Origin of the sequence: Priestia sp. FSL W8-0524, assembly GCF_038005965.1 — a bacterium.
In the GTDB taxonomy this organism is placed as follows: domain Bacteria; phylum Bacillota; class Bacilli; order Bacillales; family Bacillaceae_H; genus Priestia; species Priestia zanthoxyli.
Window position 1 is genome coordinate 3,294,013 of record NZ_JBBOUG010000001.1, and the last position, 20,134, is coordinate 3,314,146.

At 34.5% G+C, this 20,134-nt stretch carries 17 protein-coding genes and 1 pseudogene; 5 read left to right on the forward strand and 13 right to left on the reverse strand.

What is annotated here, in order from left to right; genetic code table 11:
* Positions 1-40: 40 nt before the first annotated feature.
* Positions 41-2,368 carry a hypothetical protein gene (locus NST66_RS17230; protein WP_340843585.1) on the reverse strand — a complete coding sequence of 776 codons (2,328 nt, stop codon included), beginning with the start codon at positions 2,366-2,368 and terminating at the stop codon, positions 41-43.
* A gap of 236 nt (positions 2,369-2,604) precedes the next feature.
* Here NST66_RS17230 and NST66_RS17235 point away from each other — a divergent pair, with 236 nt between their 5' ends.
* Together NST66_RS17235 and NST66_RS17240 are read left to right on the forward strand one after the other, a co-directional pair.
* Entirely contained in the window at positions 2,605-3,486 is an 882-nt protein-coding gene (locus NST66_RS17235) for a hypothetical protein (protein WP_221817704.1), read from the forward strand.
* A gap of 496 nt (positions 3,487-3,982) precedes the next feature.
* Complete coding sequence (locus NST66_RS17240; RefSeq protein ID WP_340843586.1) at positions 3,983-5,248, forward strand: Y-family DNA polymerase; 1,266 nt, start codon at positions 3,983-3,985, stop codon at positions 5,246-5,248.
* Positions 5,249-5,350: 102 nt separating this feature from the next.
* Here NST66_RS17240 and NST66_RS17245 read toward each other — a convergent pair whose 3' ends face one another.
* The 5 genes and pseudogenes from NST66_RS17245 to NST66_RS17265 form a co-directional block, all read right to left on the reverse strand.
* On the reverse strand, positions 5,351-6,364 hold the full coding sequence (locus NST66_RS17245; protein ID WP_340843587.1) for an excalibur calcium-binding domain-containing protein: 1,014 nt from the start codon (positions 6,362-6,364) through the stop codon (positions 5,351-5,353).
* A 99-nt stretch (positions 6,365-6,463) separates the two neighbouring features.
* The gene (locus NST66_RS17250) at positions 6,464-7,126 is read right to left on the reverse strand and encodes a hypothetical protein (RefSeq protein ID WP_328153076.1); all 663 of its coding nucleotides are present in this window, start codon (positions 7,124-7,126) and stop codon (positions 6,464-6,466) included.
* A gap of 292 nt (positions 7,127-7,418) precedes the next feature.
* Positions 7,419-8,243 (reverse strand): annotated as a pseudogene (locus tag NST66_RS17255) (metallophosphoesterase family protein).
* Between the two features lie 584 nt (positions 8,244-8,827).
* Positions 8,828-9,739: a hypothetical protein gene (locus NST66_RS17260; protein WP_340843588.1), complete on the reverse strand. Its 912-nt coding sequence runs from the start codon at positions 9,737-9,739 to the stop codon at positions 8,828-8,830.
* A 22-nt stretch (positions 9,740-9,761) separates the two neighbouring features.
* A complete protein-coding gene (locus NST66_RS17265) occupies positions 9,762-10,361 on the reverse strand; it encodes a hypothetical protein (RefSeq protein WP_340843589.1) in 600 nt (199 codons plus the stop codon).
* A gap of 309 nt (positions 10,362-10,670) precedes the next feature.
* On the opposite strand from NST66_RS17265, the gene NST66_RS17270 reads away from it, so the two are divergent.
* Entirely contained in the window at positions 10,671-10,871 is a 201-nt protein-coding gene (locus tag NST66_RS17270; protein WP_033580116.1) for a cold-inducible protein YdjO-related protein, read from the forward strand.
* 232 nt (positions 10,872-11,103) lie between these two features.
* Here NST66_RS17270 and NST66_RS17275 read toward each other — a convergent pair whose 3' ends face one another.
* The 4 genes from NST66_RS17275 to NST66_RS17290 form a co-directional block, all read right to left on the reverse strand.
* The gene (locus NST66_RS17275; RefSeq protein ID WP_033580115.1) at positions 11,104-11,304 is read right to left on the reverse strand and encodes a cold-shock protein; all 201 of its coding nucleotides are present in this window, start codon (positions 11,302-11,304) and stop codon (positions 11,104-11,106) included.
* A gap of 893 nt (positions 11,305-12,197) precedes the next feature.
* On the reverse strand, positions 12,198-12,494 hold the full coding sequence (locus tag NST66_RS17280) for a hypothetical protein (RefSeq protein ID WP_340843590.1): 297 nt from the start codon (positions 12,492-12,494) through the stop codon (positions 12,198-12,200).
* A 57-nt stretch (positions 12,495-12,551) separates the two neighbouring features.
* Positions 12,552-13,733, reverse strand: coding sequence for an MFS transporter (locus NST66_RS17285; protein ID WP_340843775.1), 1,182 nt, complete (start codon positions 13,731-13,733; stop codon positions 12,552-12,554).
* Between the two features lie 366 nt (positions 13,734-14,099).
* Complete coding sequence (locus NST66_RS17290) at positions 14,100-14,378, reverse strand: ArsR/SmtB family transcription factor (RefSeq protein WP_034267237.1); 279 nt, start codon at positions 14,376-14,378, stop codon at positions 14,100-14,102.
* A 284-nt stretch (positions 14,379-14,662) separates the two neighbouring features.
* Here NST66_RS17290 and NST66_RS17295 point away from each other — a divergent pair, with 284 nt between their 5' ends.
* The gene (locus tag NST66_RS17295) at positions 14,663-15,541 is read left to right on the forward strand and encodes a LysR family transcriptional regulator (protein ID WP_179212598.1); all 879 of its coding nucleotides are present in this window, start codon (positions 14,663-14,665) and stop codon (positions 15,539-15,541) included.
* 172 nt (positions 15,542-15,713) lie between these two features.
* Here NST66_RS17295 and NST66_RS17300 read toward each other — a convergent pair whose 3' ends face one another.
* Both NST66_RS17300 and NST66_RS17305 read right to left on the reverse strand, forming a co-directional pair.
* On the reverse strand, positions 15,714-16,133 hold the full coding sequence (locus NST66_RS17300) for a MarR family winged helix-turn-helix transcriptional regulator (RefSeq protein ID WP_340843591.1): 420 nt from the start codon (positions 16,131-16,133) through the stop codon (positions 15,714-15,716).
* A 228-nt stretch (positions 16,134-16,361) separates the two neighbouring features.
* Entirely contained in the window at positions 16,362-17,549 is a 1,188-nt protein-coding gene (locus NST66_RS17305; RefSeq protein WP_340843592.1) for an MFS transporter, read from the reverse strand.
* 1,315 nt (positions 17,550-18,864) lie between these two features.
* Here NST66_RS17305 and NST66_RS17310 point away from each other — a divergent pair.
* Entirely contained in the window at positions 18,865-19,032 is a 168-nt protein-coding gene (locus NST66_RS17310; RefSeq protein ID WP_033580113.1) for a gamma-type small acid-soluble spore protein, read from the forward strand.
* Between the two features lie 51 nt (positions 19,033-19,083).
* On the opposite strand, the gene NST66_RS17315 is transcribed toward NST66_RS17310, so the two are convergent.
* Positions 19,084-20,124, reverse strand: coding sequence for a zinc-binding dehydrogenase (locus tag NST66_RS17315; RefSeq protein ID WP_340843593.1), 1,041 nt, complete (start codon positions 20,122-20,124; stop codon positions 19,084-19,086).
* Between the last annotated feature and the right edge of the window lie 10 nt (positions 20,125-20,134).

Genomic DNA, 20,134 nt, shown 5'->3' on the forward strand with positions numbered 1-20,134 from the left:
GTTATTATTGGGGAATTTGGAATCGCTGTTATTGAGTATTTTACAGTCGCTGATTACAGTTACGTTGCAATTGATATTTTTCTAATAAAAACCTACTATTTTCTTCGCAAAATCGTTGAATTTTTTCTGGTGTAATCGTATAGATACCTACAATTATCTTTGCTATTTCTTCTATTGAATATTCTAATTCAAGAATTCTATTGGTATCCATTTGTTCAATTGCTTTTTTTAAATAACCCTTACATTCTGCTTTTTTAATCCATAAACTAGAAAAACCTAGTGCTAACCATTCTTCTTTGGATTGAGGATGACTGACTATGTAGTTAATATTAGAAATCCATTTTCTTAGATATTTAAATACATTATTTTTTGGAGTTTGCCTTTTTCGATAATTTTCTATTTCATCTAATGCACTATTTCCAAGAAGACTTGCAAGCATTTGATATGAAGGTTCTTTTAATAAATTAGAAACATCAAAATCCAGAATAAACAAGCTTGCAGTTGTATAATCAAACCTTTCACTAACTTCGGCTATCAAGCCTTTATTCTCCTCAACATAATCTCTAACACCTAACCAGAGAAGACTAGAAATAACTGCTTTTACCCCTATCCAAGATGATAGCGAAAATAATTCCTCATTGGATATAAAATTTAAAATATCATCTATGTTTCTCTTTTCATAAAAAAGATTTTTTAAAAACAACTCATAATCTTCTTCTATAATAGAATTTAAACTGTGTTTTACATAACGTATAAATGGATTAAATACATCATCAATAATTATATCTTTTATTATTAATGACCTGACATAATGCAGACCCTCTATTACATTATCCTCTGCATCAATCTTAATAAAATACTCATTCTCTAAATACCTAATAGAAGTAATATCTTTTAAGTCTAAACATCTTATTACTTTTTTTAACGAAACTCTACTGTTATAGACTGATGCAATAGTAATTACCTTTAATAGTTCCAGCTTTTCGTAATTTTGTTCTCTACTACATTCTTCTTCTATTTTCTTTATTTGTATTATTAATTTCTCTTTTAATTGCATACCTTCATTTAAATAATATGCAAACTCTAATAAAGGGCCTTTTCCTCCAAAACCTATCCAAGCCTCATTAAAGTCTAAATGATGTAGTTGGGGTGATTTATAGATATGTTCTTCATAATATTTTTCTGCTTCTTCTTTGGAAAAGGACAATTCTATTTCTTCCCAACTAAGTCCATAGACTTCTCCACTTGAACGCTGCCAATCTTCTTCTCTAATTGTTATTAAAAGAAAGATATTACTAAAATCTTTTAATTCCCTTAAAATGTCCAACCATTTGAGTTCTCTAGGGGGAATATCTATATAAATCCCAATAGGTATTTCAGGTATTCGAGAAGCAAAACCCTTGATTGCATGTGCAATGTCCAAAATAACATCTATAGAAGATAGTCCTTTAGATGTTATTTCAAATCGAAAATTTTCAGCGAAGTATTCCTTCATGTATCTATATGCTAATGTCGTTTTTCCCTGACCTGAAGCTCCATGTATGATTACTAAATGATTCTTTAAGTGGGCTTCTGAGATTTGTTCTAACCATCTTTCTCTTTTAATATCTAAATTTTCCTCAATGTGATTAAAAGTTGTAAAGGTCCCCTTAACAAAAGCATCTTTGTTTATCATATCTTTTTTTTCATTTCCACCAAGAACAGTAACAGTTTTACCCCAATGTTGTTTGTGTTGCGTTTGCGCATTAGCATTATCACCAATGCTATATATTTTCTTAATTAGATCATTAAGATTTATCTCAACAGAAAATTCTGAGCAATGGTACAGCCAAGCATTTAAAATATCAAATGTAGTCTCTACCGAACAAGCTAAAGATATTTTTTCTATATCCTCAAATATTTGTTCTTTTAAAGTGTTTTCATCTATTAACTCTATTGATATATTATTAAAGAAATATTCAATTTCATTTGTTGTATAATTCGCATCCAGTAGCTTTTTTTTTACTCTTTCTTGATCAATAGGCTTTTTATCATTAAACGCGCCTATTAATTCAGGACCTACTGTATCAAAACTTAAAATCTTAATTTTAGGCCTTTTTTGCTCATCTTTATATTTAGATATCCTTCTAAAGAAACTATCTGGTTTACTAATTTTGAAATCCGATAACTTCAGATTACTACTAGCATGTGCTTTAATTTGTATAATTTCCAGAAAATTTTTATCTTCGTCCATAATGCTTAAATCTTCCTCTTTTTCTGGACAGTAAATATAATCTCTTTCAGCATTCAAAATTCTATTAATAATATATAGCGTTTGTAACCTGTATCCTCTAAAAGCTGCCGGTGCGCCTAAAGTTGACTCACTCATAAAGTTGTTCCCTCCTAAGGCTAAAACTAATATAAGTATTATTTGCTCTTACTATCTGTTTACTTTTAGATATTCATAGTTGAATACAATTATAGAATAAATTGTTAAATAAGCCTATTTAATAGTCTTTAATAATTAGCACTAAGTGCTTAGGTTAATAATTTCCTTAATTACAACTTTATTATATAATAATGGTGGAATTTTCTAGAAACTAGAGGGATTGGAGGAATTAAATCTTGAACATTTACTTAAAACAGCACTATTCAATTAGTGGTGCTATTCATATTAAGGGTGAGGGATATAGTTTTAATTTTCCGTTTGAGAATAGATGTGAAATTAACGTAACTACATCCCATTTAGAAGTAAATGCGGTATTTAGTACTGAAGAAATAATAACTGATAGTGACTTGGTCAAGACGAGTCCTAAGTTTAAAAAAGTGGTTACCCATAACTTAGATCTTATGCGTCAAAATGCTTTTTATTTAATAAATTTATTAAAGTATTCATTGAATAATGATTGGATAACTGAAGAACTATTAACATTGAACACATCAGAAATCTCAATCGATAATTCGAATTGGAAGGATATCCCTAAAGAGTCTATGCTCCAAATGGGTCCTAGTACATCACCGAGATATTTAACACAAGAATCTTCTATAACAATTCAAAATTATATCAACCAGAAGATAGATCCTTTTGTTGCATTAAAACACCTCCATAGAGCACGTAAAGATGAAGTGCCCCGTCATATGTGGATCGAAGCAACTATTGCTGCTGAACTTGCTATAAAGGAATTTTTGATACGATTAAAGCCTGATATGGAATTTATTTTATTAGAGCTTCCATCCCCTCCTTTAGGTACATTATATGGGAAAGTATTAGAACATTATATTGGGGAAAAATATCCTAAATATAATAAACTAGCAGACGGAGCTAAAACCAGAAATAAACTTATTCATAGACCCAAAGAGACTGATATAACCTACGAAAAAGCTGTTGCATATGTACAGATAGTTGAAGAAGCAATCTATTTCTTACTAAGAAGGCTTTATCCTGAAGATCCAATAATTAATTCCGGCGGAGTTGGCCAGATACAAGTAAGGCATCTTGAGCAATAAAGGAATTTAGTCCTTATTTTATGATGAAATGAAGTGGAAGCATTAAGAAAATAAGGGTACCAAAATAAAGAAACCTTTTGTCCTGAATCTCACGGTAATAGTGTATATAATCATATTAATTTTAAGTATAAAAGCCGGTGGTTTCTAACCAATCGGCTTTTATTACGTAATAATATCCAATGTCTTAACTTAATCCGTTTTTTAAGTTTAAATAAAAAACTCAATAAACCATATATAATCCAGAAAGTCTATCCAATATCATTATAAAATCATTCTAGTTTTTAAGGTCTATCCTTCTGCTAATAGTATAGGGGTTTTTTCTTCCCGAAATTTTAGCAAAAAAGAAAGTCAAACCAAAAATTAAAAGAATCATATATATTTCATTTCCGATAGAATAGCAATAATCGGGAAAACTTTAGAGTTTTTATTGAATAAAGAACATTTGTTCGTATATAATGTAGAGAACAAACGTTCTTTTATTTAAGGAGTTCTTTCAATGGATTATGGGCAGCTACCAAACAGAGTCATTATTTGTATCGACATGAAATTGTTTTTTGCCTCGGTTTCCTCTGTCATACGGGGATTAGATCCCTTGAAAACAAGGCTTGCGGTGGTAGGAGATATCAAAAGGTCAGGATCGGTTGTGTTAGCTGCCACCCCTTTATTAAAGAAAGAAGGGATCAAAACAGGAAGTCGCCTTTTCGACATTCCTAAAAGGAAAGATATCCATGTGGTGAATCCATCCATGGAGAGATATATCAAGGCTTCGAACTATATTTCGAGTTTGGTGTTACAGTATGTGGCTCCTGAAGACTTTCATGCCTATAGCATTGATGAGTTATTTATTGATGCGACAGCTTCTTTGCATTTATTCGCTAAAACACCAGAAGAACTGGCCCATAAAATCATCAACGAGATTCATCGCGAGACACGGCTGACAGCTACCGCAGGTATCGGTCCGAATCTCTTACTGGCGAAGGTGAGCTTAGATCATGAAGCCAAGAACAGCCCAACAGGAGTTGCCTATTGGCGATATGAGGATATTCCCTTTAAGTTGTGGTCCATTCATCCGATGAAGGATTTCTGGGGGATTTCGTCTGCTACGGAAAGACGCTTAAATCGTTTGGGTATTCACTCTATCAAAGAACTCGCTTTTTCTTCAAAAGAGATGTTACGAAAGGAATTTGGCATACTAGGAGAAGAGTTGCACCAACATGCGAATGGCATTGATTTTAGCCGCATTTCTGATGTGTACATTCCTAGCTCTCGTTCCTTTGGAAAGAGTCAGATTCTATTTCGCGATTATACAAACCGAAAAGAAGTGGAGTTATTACTGGTAGAACCATTAGACGATGTGTGTTTTCGTTTACGCATGCATCAAGTGGTAGCACAAACGACCCATTTATCGATTGGTTACAGCAAACAAACAGGTGGAGGCTTCTCAAGACAAAAGAAAATGGGAAGAGCTTCGAACTTAAGCCAGGATATCTTCCCATTTTGTTTAATCATTTTACATACCTATGATAGTGGCATGCCAATTCGCTCTATTGGCATTTCATTATCCAACACGAGCATTCAAGAAAAGGAGCAAATGAGCTTATTTGAGGACATCAATCAGCGTGATAGAGACTATGCTCTTGCCAAAACGATTGATGACATTCGGCTGCGTTATGGCAAGAATAGTGTACTACGTGCCTCTAGTCACCTTCCTTATTCAACAGCTCGTTATCGAAATGGCCTTATGGGTGGTCATAAAGCTTAAGAAGGAAAAAGAGATGAAACCTAGAGGAATAAAAAGAGACCTCCAGTAATGAAGGTCTTTTCCTTTATTATATTGCCTGTCTATGCTCATTTTATTGAGTTATTACTGATCACAGCCAACTCCATCACCATCACGGTCTAGATGTTTAGCGTAACCCGGTTGTCCTTGGTAAACAGGTGCTGCTCCTGCTGCCCTAGCCTCCGTACAGTTTTTAAAGTACACTGTCTGAGATTGTTGTTGTTGCTGTTGCTGCTGTTGTTGAGCCTCAGCTTGAGCCTTTTCTTCAGCTTCTTTACGTGCTTGTTCTGCTTCAGCTTGTTGTTTTGCTTGTAACTCTTCTTGTTCTTTTTGCTTCTGTTCTGCTACACGCTTTTCTTCAGCAATACGAGCTGCTTCTTCCTGCTTACGTTTCTCCTCAGCTTCTTTAGCTTGAGCTGCTTCTTCCTGCTTACGTTTCTCCTCAGCTTCTTTAGCTTGAGCTTCTTCTTTGGCTTTCTGCTCTTCTTGTTTCTTTTGTTCATCAGCTTTATTTTGAGTTTCTTCTTTCTTAGCTGTCTCTGTTGCTTTTTCTTTATTTACAGAAGCAACTACTTTCTTTTCTAGGTTGGGGCTCATCTCCACTTTCTTAACTACATTGTCTTTATCATCAAATGTTGCTTGAATCCATTCTCCCGATTTATCTACATCAGCATACATGTAAACATGGTCTTTCATCTTAGTAGTAAGATAACCTTTCATGACGCTTGTTTTAATAAATTTGGCTTTAGTCATATCGACATCTGCACTTCTTGTTTCCCCTACCATTTTATAAATGATTCCTGCTGCTTCTACAAACTTAAGGGTAGGCTTTGCAGTTGCACTAGCTGTAGTGGCTGTTTTCTTCTCAATTCTTGCTTCTCTTTCAGCTTGCATTTTAGCCTCTTTAGCTTGTTGCGCTTTCTCTTCTTTTTGCATTTGTTGTCCACCAATAATTGCAAAAACTAAAAAGAGAATTAAGCTACCAACAGAGATTAAGAAATATTTTTTAGCTTTCTTCTTTCGTATAGCTCTAACAATTCCCCAAATTAAAAACACTATAAACCCTAATAAACCAATAATACCCAAAAAATCTATCATTTCTTTTTTCTCCCTCGACATCGTTTTATATTGCAACCCTAGAAAAATCCTCTATAATCGGGATGCATAATGTCTTTTTATACTCACTCTGTTACGTTATTATTGAGTCTTCACGAACTTATTAAACATCTCTTGTCGTTTAGTCTCATTATAAATATATTCATCTGAAAACTTAGTTCTCCATGCCTCACTATCTTCACCTAGACTCTCAATCTGAAAACCTAAGTAGCTGTTTAACTCTTCTCGTGTAATTTCTGTAGAGTATATTTTGCCTTCAAACGGTAAAGTTAGTGATACTGATTCTAAACCTTCAAACTGTTTCAGTAGCCTCGCTGGCTCTCCTACCATAATCTTTTGAATTGCGTCTCCACTTTCAAAATACATCTTGTAATCATCTTCTGTTACAGAGCTATTTGGATTTTCTGCTTTGTATGTTGCGAATGAGTCAGCATATTTAACAATAGCTTTGTTTCCGTCTTGTAACTTAGTGGTAGTAATGAACGGACCACCTGTCAAGCTTCCAGCGTACATATTGAATTGACTTTCATCTACAGTAGAAGGCTCTTTTTCTTCTTTAGGTTCCTCAGTTTTTACTGTTGTTTCTTTTGATTTTGTATTAGTTGTATCTTCTTTAGGCTTTGTTTCTTTTTGTGGCTTTGTCTCCTCTTTCTTTACTTCTTCACTAGTTGAAGTATCCTCTGTCGTACTTGAGCAAGCAACCAACATTCCACACATAGCCATAGCAAATAACATTTTTTTCATTTTCTTTTTTCCCCCTATATATCGAAACTACTTAGCATCTTTTGAGTTTTCCCTGAAGGATATAACTATTATTCACTGCATTCCTATAATTATATTAAAAAAGTCACATTTACCATTATAGCAAATGATTTCTATTAATAATGTAGTTATTTACTTTTTATTGAAATTAAATGAATCTACAAACTCATTACACTTGATGAAATTACTTTATATCATGGTGAGAAATAATACAGTTCTTGGAGCAAATTATGAAAAACTTTACAAAGAGTAAAACCATTGAGGAAATTAACCTTTATTTCTTTTTAAAAAAGTTAATTACTTCGTCTTTATAATTAAATTTTGTAACAGTTCAATTTCGTGGGAATAAGTTTTTCCTGTCTTGAGCGTTTTTCGATATAGGTCAACAAAGGGAAGATTACTATTAATAGCATTGTTTACTTCCTCTTGGACGTCATAGGAAATTTTTTAAAATCTTACTTCTGCAACTCCCGTCTCATCAATTTCAAGGATTGCATATTGAGCACGTAAATCAGAACGTACCTTCCCCCATATGTAGAAAGGTTGTCCCATGCTTCCTGGATTAATAATCAGTTGATCATTGCTGCTATAACGTAATAATTGATCATGAGTATGGGCATAAATCGCAACATCATAATAATGCTTAAATAACTCATCAAAGTTTTTCTGGTCACTAGTGGGCCATAAGTCTCCTCCATAATTTTTATTTTGTAGATTGTGACTAACATTGATAGATAAATTATTAACTTGTTTTGTTAGATGTAACGGCAAGTTCTTAATAAGATTAATATGGTTTTTATCCAAATTTTCACACTGATATTGTACTAACCTAGAAACATAGATATCTGTAGCGTTATCAAGATCAATATTCTTATTCAGTACATCAAGGAAACTGTCTTCACAGGTTTCTTTAACATAATCAGAAACTTTAATACTATCTAACATTTCAAATAATTCATTCACTCCAGGACCCGGCATGATTAAATCTCCTAAAAACCAATAATCAGTGACACCTTCTTGAATTGAATCTTCTATAACTGCTTTTAAAAGCAGTTGCATTTCCATGGACATCCGCTAATAAAGCAATTTTATGTTTCATGTATTTCATATGTCCTCCCCCTGAAATTGAAAGTATAAGCAAAGTAGAATGCACATTCTATAACTCTATCATTTTATGGTATATTGTGGAACCTGAAAAATGCTCTATAAGTTCAAGTACTAATTTTCATAGTCTCTTCTAAGGCATACAGATATTTTGTTTTGATAAAGTATAGCCTAACAGTCTTGCTCTTAAATTGAAGATAAAGAATAAGCTGCTTGGTATCTACTATTCCTTGAGATCTTGATCACACACGCATATTAGAACCAAAAAAAGTTACCAAGGGTAACTTTTTTTATTTATGACCTATTATAAAAAATCTGCTTTAATCGTTAGGATACGTTAAATCTGTTAACTCATAATGCATTTTCCTTTTATTACGATCTCTTAATGTAAAAATCCTCATTTGATGTATTTGATATTTCTTTTTTAAAGGAAAGGTTTTAATGGGTTTCGATAATCAAACTTATGTGAACTAGTAGAATTACTGTTTGAAACAAATACATCAGAATAAACGCTTACCAATGTTTATAATTTTTTTATGTGACTTCAATTTTAACATTAGAACCTCTAACTTCTCCTCTTCAATTATTATAAGCATCCATCTGCTCACTGTACTCATACTGAACCATTTCAAAGTCATAGCCCCATCTGCTTAATGCGTTTTCCATTTGCGTTTGTTTCACTTCACTATCAACCGCTACGTTCTTCAACTGATTGTAAGCTGACGTTTGCTGCTGCACCTCATAGTCTTGCATTTGATAGTCATCTTTCCACCTTTGTTCTGCATTTGATTTAATTGTACTAGCTACATTGCTTGGATTAAAATCAAGAACAGGGTTATGAAAACTACCTGATGATGCAGTTTCTTTTTTAGGTTCTTCTGTTACTGGCTCTTCTTTAGCAGGTGCAGGTGTTTCTTTCACTTTAGCCAATGCCTTTTCAGTTTCTGCTTTTGCCTCTTCCGTTTTCGCATTGGCCGTTTTCACTTCATCTTTGGCTTTCGCGACTTGATTGTTAGCTTCCTTTAATTGTTTTGTTAACTCAGTTACCTTAGCACTCGCACTATCTAATTTATCCTTAGTCTCTTTTAAATCACCTTTCGTTTCTTTTAAGTTGCTTTCACTTTTAGCTAATTTGTTTTGGAGTGCTTTCGAATCTTTTTTACCAGCTTCTTTTTTATCTTTTGATGCAGACTCTGCTTTCTTCAGCTTTGCTTCGCTATCCGCTAGCTTGGCTTGAGCGTCTTTAAGAGAAGATTTTGTTTGTTCAATTGAAGATTCTACTTTCTCTCGTCTTGCTTCACTCTTATCTAGTTTTTCTTGAACCTCTACCTTTTGCGAGGTCACTTCTTCTACTGATTCTGGTGTAATCCCAATGCTGATAATCAGAGCAGTAAAAATAAGAGCAATACATGCAACAGGTACTAGTGCCCATGCCCACCACTTACTAAATAACGTTTTAAAGAACCCTTTTTGCTCCTGTTGTCGCGACATTCTCTTTCCCCCATTATTTGATTTAATCAATACGCACTTCTAAACTATTTAACTTACTTGCCAGTTCATTATCTTTTTCATTTGTGATTTGAGAATAAGTCTGATAAGAACCGGAAGGATTTACGTAAGTATTCATATCTTTAACAGCCGTATAAGCATCAAGAGCGACGGTATATTCATCTTTAAACTTAGCCGGAGGATTCTTTAACTCATCCATTGTCTGGTCTAACGAAGTCATAGTAGCTTCTACCGTGGCTAAGTCTCCATTCATATCATAAGATGCCATTTGAGCGGCTAATGCCATGTTAAAATCTGTATAGTGTTGATCATCGATCGTAGCTCCATCATTCCATATAGCTGCATGCCAAACTTCTGTATAACCATTAATGATGTCTTCCATCATTGAGCCAGCAGCTACCATTTGGTCATAGGCTGAGGACAAATTCTCTTTATATTTTTGCTCGGCCTTTTTCTTTTGCTCGGCTGCTACGCGTTCTTGGTGCTTATGATAAGCACCAATTGAAGCAAATGCTGCAATAATGAGCACAAATGTCAAAACAATAAGCATCAGTTTTCTTTTCTTTTTTTCTTTTTCTCTGTCTTCCTGTGCTAAATTACTCACATTCATTCCCCCTCTTAACAACATCATATTACGATTGGAATATTTTTAACTCATAATATAAAAAAAGAAGCAGGGAACTTTCCCTGCTTCTTCTCACTTTGTTATATGTTTTTGCTATTGATCTGCACTGCAAAATGAATGTGGAAAGTGTAGAAGGAAATACAGTAAAGAATAGAGACTCTCAGATTAGATACTGGACTGCATGTCTAACTTTTAAACAATAAAATCCCCCACAAGAAAATGTAAAAGTATAAAGTATTTATGCTCTCTTTATAAGGTATACTTCTAAGGAGAGGAGTAGTGATTAATATGCATTATAGTAAAAGAAATCAAGAACCTCCGATTCAAGAGGAAACAGAAATTTGGGAATGTACAGTAGAAGAGTGTAAAGGCTGGATGAGGAAAGACTTCTCTTATGATAGTCATCAGAAATGTCCTTTGTGTAAAAGTCAGATGGAAGCTAAAAAACGGCTTATTGATAAAATCCCCCGTAATCCGCATAAAAAATAATATAAACCTATGCTTTCTAAAAGATTAAACACTATTTATCCATAAAGAAGTCTTGGTTCCTATTTGCTTTCTATTTCTGTTGTATGTTATAACTAGTTAACCTTGTACCAATCGTCTTGTCTAAAACCCAGGCTTTTTTAAAGCCTGGGTTTTCTATTGAACCAATAGTATGCTAATTATGACACCATAAAAAAAAGACCCCTTCACAGGAGTCTTTTTTTATCACTTTTAATTATGCTTTGTGAACATTAGCAGCTTGTGCTCCACGTTGACCTTGCTCGATATCAAAAGTAACTTTTTGACCTTCTTCTAATGATTTGAAACCTTCACCTTGAATAGCACTGAAATGAACGAATACATCTTCTCCGCCTTCAACTTCGATGAAACCGAAACCTTTGTCTGCATTAAACCATTTTACTGTACCTTGTGTCATAATGTTGCCTCCTGCTGTGGAATACTCCACAAATGTATTACTAATCTTGCCCAAACATACTATTTCAAGATAAAAACTTCTACTTAGGGTTTTTTCTTTTCTCAATATACCGAACAAAAATAAGTTATCTGTAGTATAACATATAGTAGGATTGATAGCAAATAAGGAAAGTATCCCCTTCAACAAGTTCTAACTATTCACCTTCCCCCTACCAAGACTTATGATAGGCATATGTAGCATAGCTATTCCTAATAATTCATTATTTAATCTTTCTTATAAATAAAGAGCATATGTAATCCAAAAAACACCTGTTAACTTTACTGAATTATAAAGAGGCTATTGGGATATTCTAATTAGGGAAGAAGGAAAACAAGTTATTGATTACAACTAATCATTACAAAGCTTCTTACATTTAGGATGAGGTGTCTACAGCAGGCATATTTCAGAAAACCTTATTGTAAATCGATGTATGTTTGATTCATAAGGGGATGGTAGTTATGGACGTAGTAAGAATATATATAATGGGTAGACAATAATATTCATTTATCACTATACAAATGAGGTGTTTGTCCCAGACCAAGAACGATTTCGTTCACATTGTATATTTTTTAGCTCAATGCTTAAATGAGGTGTTTGTTAAAGAGAATATACTTTTTCAAGTTACTGTTTCATTAGGCAATGGAATTACGTAAATGAGGTGTTCCTTAAAGATCATATGCTGCATTAAAAGCTGATTTTTCCTTCTTCACATGACGGGGTGCATAATCGTTTGCATCTCGTTTTTGTTATACATACTATCTAAGGTATACTGGTTTGTTTGCATGTAAGGCTTCCATTAAGGTGTACAGAGTTCTCTACATAGGTTTTCTTTAATTGTACCCGTACCCTGTTACTCAGTAATCATCACCGTAATCTACTGTAACAGACACCTCTTTTTTCTTCTCTTTACCATTAGCATATCCGTGGACTAATACTGTACTTAAATCTTCTCCACCTAAAAATTCAACATCTTTGGGAACAAAATCAATGTCTTCTTCGTCTTTCATATACGTAGCCGCTACCGCTAAAGCAAGTTTACTAATTTCCTTCTTATCCATTTCAATGGATGGTTTATGAAGGAACAAAATGAGGTTAAGCGGTTTAATCGATGTTCGCTTTGTATAGTGATCCAAAATAAAAAAAATAGCCAACGTAAAAAGCCACTTGTATAAAACAAATGGCCTTTTGCTACGTTAGATATGAGACTTTTATTTTTCTATACAAAGATTGCTCTGAGTTTGTTTAGTCTGTTTTCGTTTAGATAGAACGTTGTCGGCAACAATTACTACGACAGAAACGGCAAGAGCAAAAGCACCAATCCAAGGAATATAATTCAACAAGCCATTTTTGACAGCAACACCGCCGATACCAGCTCCAGCTGCCATTCCAAGTTGTCCAAAAGCGCTGTGTAAACTAAGTACAATGCTTGCTGCAGCAGGAGCAAGGCTTATAAGCTGAAATTGTATTGGCGCGCCGGAAGACCAAGCTGAAAGCGCCCAGAAAATAAGCAATACATAGAAAAGAAAAGCAAATTGACCGATAAACGGGAATAACAGTAGTGCAATAGCATGGAGTAATATTCCTCCAGTTAATGTACGAAATGACCCCCACTTATCTGTACTAAAACCTCCTAATTTGGATCCAATAGCGCTAGCAATACCAAATATAAAGAGCGCTGTAGTTACCCCTTGATTGCTCATTCCGAATGTATTTAAGAAATACGGTGAAATGTACGTAAATACAATGGAATATGAACCTAACCATAGAAACGTAATGAGCAAGTATGCTGAGATACGTGGTTTCATAAGAAATTTAAACTGCTCACGCAAAGGTACAGGTTCTTCAGCAACTGTTTTTGGTATAGTAAACGACGCTAAAGCGGTGAAAAGTAATCCTACTACACCAAGCCCAATGAATATTACATTCCAATCATAATGCGAAGCCACAACTCTTCCTATAGGTACACCTACAACCAAAGCAGTACTTTGCCCCGTAACAACTGTAGCAATCGCACCTCCCTGCTTTCCTGGAGCTGCTAAAACTGCAGCAAGGGTTAAAAGCGTAACTTGAATAACGCCGGCACTAAGGGCAGAGATGATTCTAGCTGCCATTAGCATTTCATAACCTGTTATAATCGCAATAAGAATATTGATGACAGAGAAAACGGTTAAAGCATAGACAAGAAGTTTTTTTCGTTCCAGTCGAGCAGTCATAGCAATTAGAAAAGGTGTCCCTGCTCCAAAAGCTACTGAGAACACGGTAATTAGCTGTCCTGCAGATGAAACTGAAATGTTATTGGCCTCAGCAATTCTGTCTAAGATTCCGGCAATAACATATTCTGATGTACCATTAAGAAAACTAATGGCAGCTAACAAATAAATTTTCCACATATTTGACAAAATAAATCACACCTTTTGTTTTTATATTTCGGTATTTCTAGAAATACAGATTTAAGTTCGTAAATTAACCGAGTGTTTGAAAAGTTCACTGTAAAGAGCTGATCTTTGCGCGTAGACAACGTGACCTTTACAGTTTCTTAAAAAATGTTTTATAAAAATGACACACCATGAATTTAACGCGCTTATGATAACGATAAGTGATTTGCTTTAGCCTTTTTATGTGAAGTGCTAGTAATGGATATACTCAGAATTTAGATGAGGATACCTATTAAGCAATTTAGCCATAATCCAGACAAGAAAGATCATACCTCTTATTTCTATATTTCTTTAAGTATAGAAATATAGAAATAAGAGAAATTACTCCATCACATATGGAGCATACTTTCCAATTAACTCACGGTCTAGGCTGTAATATATATATGTTCCTTCTTTGTAAGTACTCAGAAGTCCGCAATCAGTTAATTGTTTTAAGTGATGGGATAAAGTTGACCCAGCAATTGATTCAAGTTTTGTCCCAATATCCGAACAACATAAATTTGCTTCATTAGCAAGCAAACGAGCAATTTTTAATCGTGTTGGTTCACCGAGTGCTTTATATATTTTTATCGCCTGCTGTAACTTCGAGTTATTCTCCATTTGTTAGCACCCCGCTTTCCTAAATCAATTAGATACATCATATGAGTACAAGCTAACATTACAGTAGCAAATACACTATTGAGATCTCATTTACTAAAGCCAAATACACTTTAAAAATAAAATCCTCAAAACAGTACTATAAGCACAAATGAAAATAATTTATTACAATCGCTAATCCTAATTATCTTCGGTTAATTTCTTGAAGTTTAATTCTCTTTCATGATACATTGGATTCTAATACAAATGAAATGCATATTAATTATACAGGAGATAACAAAATTGATATGAACAAATCACAAATTGAACTTATTGTCCGGATATCAGAAACAGGAAGTTTTACAAAAGCCGGTGAAGAGCTACATATGACACAACCTGCGGTAAGTCGCGCTGTAGCAACAATTGAATCGCAACTAGGAACGAAGTTAATCAAGAGAGATAAGAAGAATGGATTATCTTTTACAGATGTAGGAGAGCGCATATTAATTACTTTTAGAACAATCCTGAGTGAATTACAAAAAGTAGATGAATTAATTGTGGCTGAACAGGGGTTAGAAATTGGGAAGGTACACATTGGCGCTTACCGAACTGCTTGTACTAGGTTTATTCCTAAGATCATACGTACAATGGAAAGTCAGTATCCTGGTATAGAAATCAAGCTTTCGGAAGGTAATGTAGATCAAGTCAAAGAGTGGTTACGTTCCAAATGCATTGATGTAGGAATTATTATTCCTCCTGATAAAGATTTTGATACCGTACCTTTAATTAAAGATCAACTGATTGTACTTATGCACTCAAGCAATCCTTTATCTCAGAAAGAAACAATAAGTATTCCTGACCTACAAGGTGAAGATATACTAATTGGAAAATGCGGTTATGAGGTACAGATTCATGCTTTATTCAACGAGTATAACTTGACTCCTAAAGTACGGTTTGAAATGGATTATATAGAGACAGGATTAAGTATGATACAAGAAGGGTTAGGAATTACCATTACAACGAAACAAAATATTTGGTGGTTGCCAGACCAAGTCGTTTTTCGTGAATTAAAACCAGATACGTTTAGAGATATCAATATAGCAGTGCTAGATATGAAAGATACATCCAAAGCAACAGATGCCTTTATTCAAACAGCTCTCACTCTTTTTGCTCAAGAAGATGCTTAAATAGCACTTAAAGAAACATGTGTTGCTATTTAGTGCATATAAAAAAGACAGCCGGTTGATTCAAAAAGTGGCTGTCTTTTTTATTTCTACTCTTTTTAATCGTTGTTAATCAAACAAAAGGATGATGGAAGAATCCGTATAGGATCCAGAAAGGAATATTCAGTAACACGGCTTATTGTATACCATTATATACTTTGTTTAACAATATCTTTAGTTGAGTATTCTCTTCATCACTTAAGTGACGCGTGACGAAGAGGTGAACGTCTTTAACTAAAGGTAAAAGAGTTTTCTTTAACTCTTCCCCCTTTTCTGTAAGAAACAGATAGTGTAAGCGACGATCTTGTTCACCGTATATTCTTTTTATGAGTCCTTTTTCCTCCATCGCATAAATCATGTCTACAATAGTTGTTTGTTTCTTATCAATTGCTTGTGCTAGTTCTGTTTGGGTTATCCCTTTTTGAGAGTCTAGAACACTAATGATGCTCCATCGTACTGGAGTCATGCCATAAGGCTTGAGCTTTTTCTTAAAATAATTCATTGCTCTTACATCTGTACGATGAATAAGATGGCTTGTTAAATCATGTAAATCCATAACGTCACCTCAGAAAGATAGAAAAATATGTATTAAGAATCGAGTAATATAAGTCTTTATTAGTAGGCGATACCCACGCGTGATTCTATATAATCGCTACTATTTATCTGACCAAATGTATTCATGGGACCCCCCTCTTGCACACAGTAATATCACTCTATACTTTAAAAGTTGTTATATAGGCTTTCTCAAAAGTTAAAATAAAAACCACGATTTACTTCGTGGTTTTTATTTCACAGGTAGACCCTCAGCTTTACCCCTAGCTGGTTTTGTGATTTTCCATCCTAATAAGATGGCAATGAACCCTATAATTATAAGAAGATATAACGTCGGAACAAAACTTCCTAGATAATCATGAAGAAATCCAATTATGAACGGGCCGACTGCACCGATCATATATCCAATTGCTTGAGTCATTGCTGACCAAGTACTTGCTTCCATAGGGGAAGATGCCATATCTAATGGTAACAACAAAGTTAGCGACACAAGACCACCGGCACCAATCCCTAAACATATACTTGAAACGATAGGTGTTACGTTTGTAAAACATAACAGAGATAAACCAATTATTATACTTAAGGTAAAGGCTGTAATCCAAAACCTTCTGCTCGGTAGCACTTTTAAAAGACTAGGTAATAAAAAAGTAGCTGGTAGCTGTGCAATCATAGCAATTGTACCTACAAGACCACCAAATGCTGGCGTCCACCCTTTTTCCTCTACAATGGCTGGTAGCCATGCTGAAAAACAATAAAACAACAGAGTTACAATCCCTACAAAAGAAGTTAATAGCCAAGCTTTTTTATTTTTTAACGGCAAAGAAACCTTCGTCTTTTGTGAAAAATTACTTGCAGGAATACGAGATGGTTTTATTACCATAAGCCAAAATGGAATAGCGAGTAGCGCAAGAATACTCCAAAATGCTAATCCATTTTTCCATGAATGATTGAACCAGTGTTGAAGTGGTGTCGTTAGCCCAATAGAAATAGATGCACCCACTACCATTGAAGTAGAGTATATGCCTATCATCCATGCTGCCTTGTCTGGAAAATGACTTTTAATGAAACCAGAAAGCAAAGGGCTTACAACACCAATTCCTGCACCAATTAATAAAGCCGTTATTAACAGGTAAATTGAGGAATTTGTAAAGGCCCTTAGAAACGTTGCAATACCTATGCAAGTTATAGCGAAAGTAATCATCTTCTCTGGTTGATAGCGATTTGCTAAACGACCAGCAAATAACGAACAAAAACCAAAACATACCAAAGGAATGGAAGTGAGCAAACTAGCTAAAGTTGAACTCATACCTAGATCCTTCGTTATTCCATGCAATACTGGGCTAACTGAAGTTAGACCCGGCCTAAGGTTAAATGCAGCTAGTATAAGTGCAAGCAGAAACAATTTATTACGATTGACCATACTAATTACCTCCGGTTGATTTCTTGAAGTTTAATTCTCCTTTATGGTACATTAGGTTCCAACATAAATAAAATGCATATTAATTATATGGTATATAACAAAATTGATATGACAAAATCGCAAATTCAGCTTATTGTTCAGATATCGAAAACCGGAAGTTTTACAAAAGACGGCGAAGAACTACATATGACACAGCCTTAAGTATGGTACAAGGAGGATTAGGAATTACGATTACAACAAAAAGAAACTACTTGTCACTGCCAGAACAAGTAGTTTCTAGAGAGTTAAAGCCCAACACGTTCAGAGAAATTAATATAGCAGTGCTAGGAAAGGTACATCAAAAGAAACGGATGCCTTTATCCAAACGGCTCGTGACCTGTGTACTGATGAAGATGCTTAGATACTTTTATCACTTACCCAATAAAGGAATGCTCCTATTAATGCTCCTCATTATCCGACTTTATCTCTAGTTTCTTCGACATTATAAACTCACTCATATGTTGAAAACCATATAACAGAAGTTGTCTAACAGTCAAAATGGTTACGTACTGAAAAGGATTAATTTTCTTAAGCTTAAAGATGCTGCCCTTTTTTAATTTAGGTACAACTACAAATGTAAATGTAGTATGAATCATAAAGTTTACAGCTATATACAGAGGCAATTTACGGTATGTGGATTTAAGCACCCACATAGATACAGTAAAAAAGGGCCCCCATGTCCACACATCTTCACCAGGAATTTTCGGATGTATACTTTGTTTAAAAGACCAAAAATTCTTTCTCTTAGCATAAGAATTAAGGTATTTAGTTACCATACAAATAGCAATGGACGCTGGAAGAAAACGTTTAAAATCTTTGCCCTTCATAAATGAAAAGCTGGACCAACAAGTGATAACTAACAGTATTAAAAATAGTCTATTCTTTTTCATGATTCTATACACCTCTCTATTTTAAGGTGTACATCTATTCTAAAATTACACAATGAATTATCTTAAGAGCATGCTGCCTAAGGATTATAATATATAATCGGTAAAAATTCGAACAAACTATTGACGGTGTTTTCTTGTACATGTTACCTGATAGAACAACTTGCTAAGAGTGGCAGCAGGTTGTTCTATTTTTCAACTCCAAAGCTTAATTGCCTTAAGGCAATTTAAATCAACGCAATGTTGATTACTATAGCTTTTAAATACGTTCTGTTGCCTCATAGTGATATGCCCAACACTTCCTGAAATTTTCAATTTTTTCTTACCAGGTACTTCGAAGAATACTGTCTGTCCACTTGGAGATATTAATTCTTGTGGAGGTGATAGTAATGGAAAACAAATACTCTAACAAGACAGCTTCAGGAACAGATGTACAACACGTGAAGCAAAAGAATGCTCAAGCATCTTCTGGCAAATACGGTACGGAATTTGCTAGCGAGACTGACGTACAACACGTTAAACGTCAAAACGCTCAAGCAAACAAAAACCAAAAATAATGTTAAAAGGGTTCTTTCATACTCGTTGAAAGAACCCTTTGTGATACAAGGTTATTCTTGGGTAAGTAATAAAATTTTCCCTAACTTCCCTTTATTTTTAAAATACATTTGGGCTTCTTTTGCTTTGTCTAAAGGGAAAATTTTATCGATAACTGGTTTAATTTTCCCCTCAGAAATTGCCTTAAGCATATCTTTAAACTCTGCTCTCGTTCCCAACACAGATCCATACATTGTAATATGTTTTAGATACAATGTTCTAAAATCAAAATTTGTATGCTGACCACCAGCAGAGCCTGAAATGCAAAATTTCCCTCCGTTTTTTAAAACTTGAAGAGATATGGAAAACAAAGCATCTCCTACAACATCTAGAACGGAATCGACCGGACCTCCGTTCAGTTCTAAAATGTCTTCTGAAAGAGTATCAGATTTATATGATAATACGTGTGTGGCTCCCAATTCCTTAATTCTTTCTTGATTCTCTAAGTCCCCCGTGATTGCAATAACTTTAGCACCAAAGACTTTAGAGGCAATTTGTACATTTAATGATCCCACACCACCATTTGCTCCAGTTACTATCACTGTCTCACCTGGTTGAGCTTGAATTTGGTTGACCATGTGCCAAGCAGTTAACCCACTTACCGAAAAAACAGCACTTTCTGAATAGCTTGATAGGGGCATGTCAAAGCAAAGTTCAGCAGGCCAAACCACATATTCAGCATAACCACCATCGTATTCTGAACCTATAAAAGACATATCATCAGAAATATGTTCGTACCCTTCTTCGCCACTAGATATAAAAGGGAATAAAACAACATCTTTTCCCACTATAGACGCCTCTACTAATTTTCCTGCTTTTACTACTTTTCCCGTTATATCAGATCCTGGTGTACGTGGAAACTGGACTCCTTCCGGTCGCCATCCAGATTTTGAGTCAGTACCGTAAGCACCCTCTCTCATCCAAATTTCTGTATTGTTAATAGCACAGGCCTTCACTTTTATAAGAACTTCATTTTCTTTCGGTTCAGGTATAGGAATTTCTACTAGGCTTAATTTACTTACGTCTCCATAACCTGTTACTTGTACAGCTTTCATAGAACAGTCA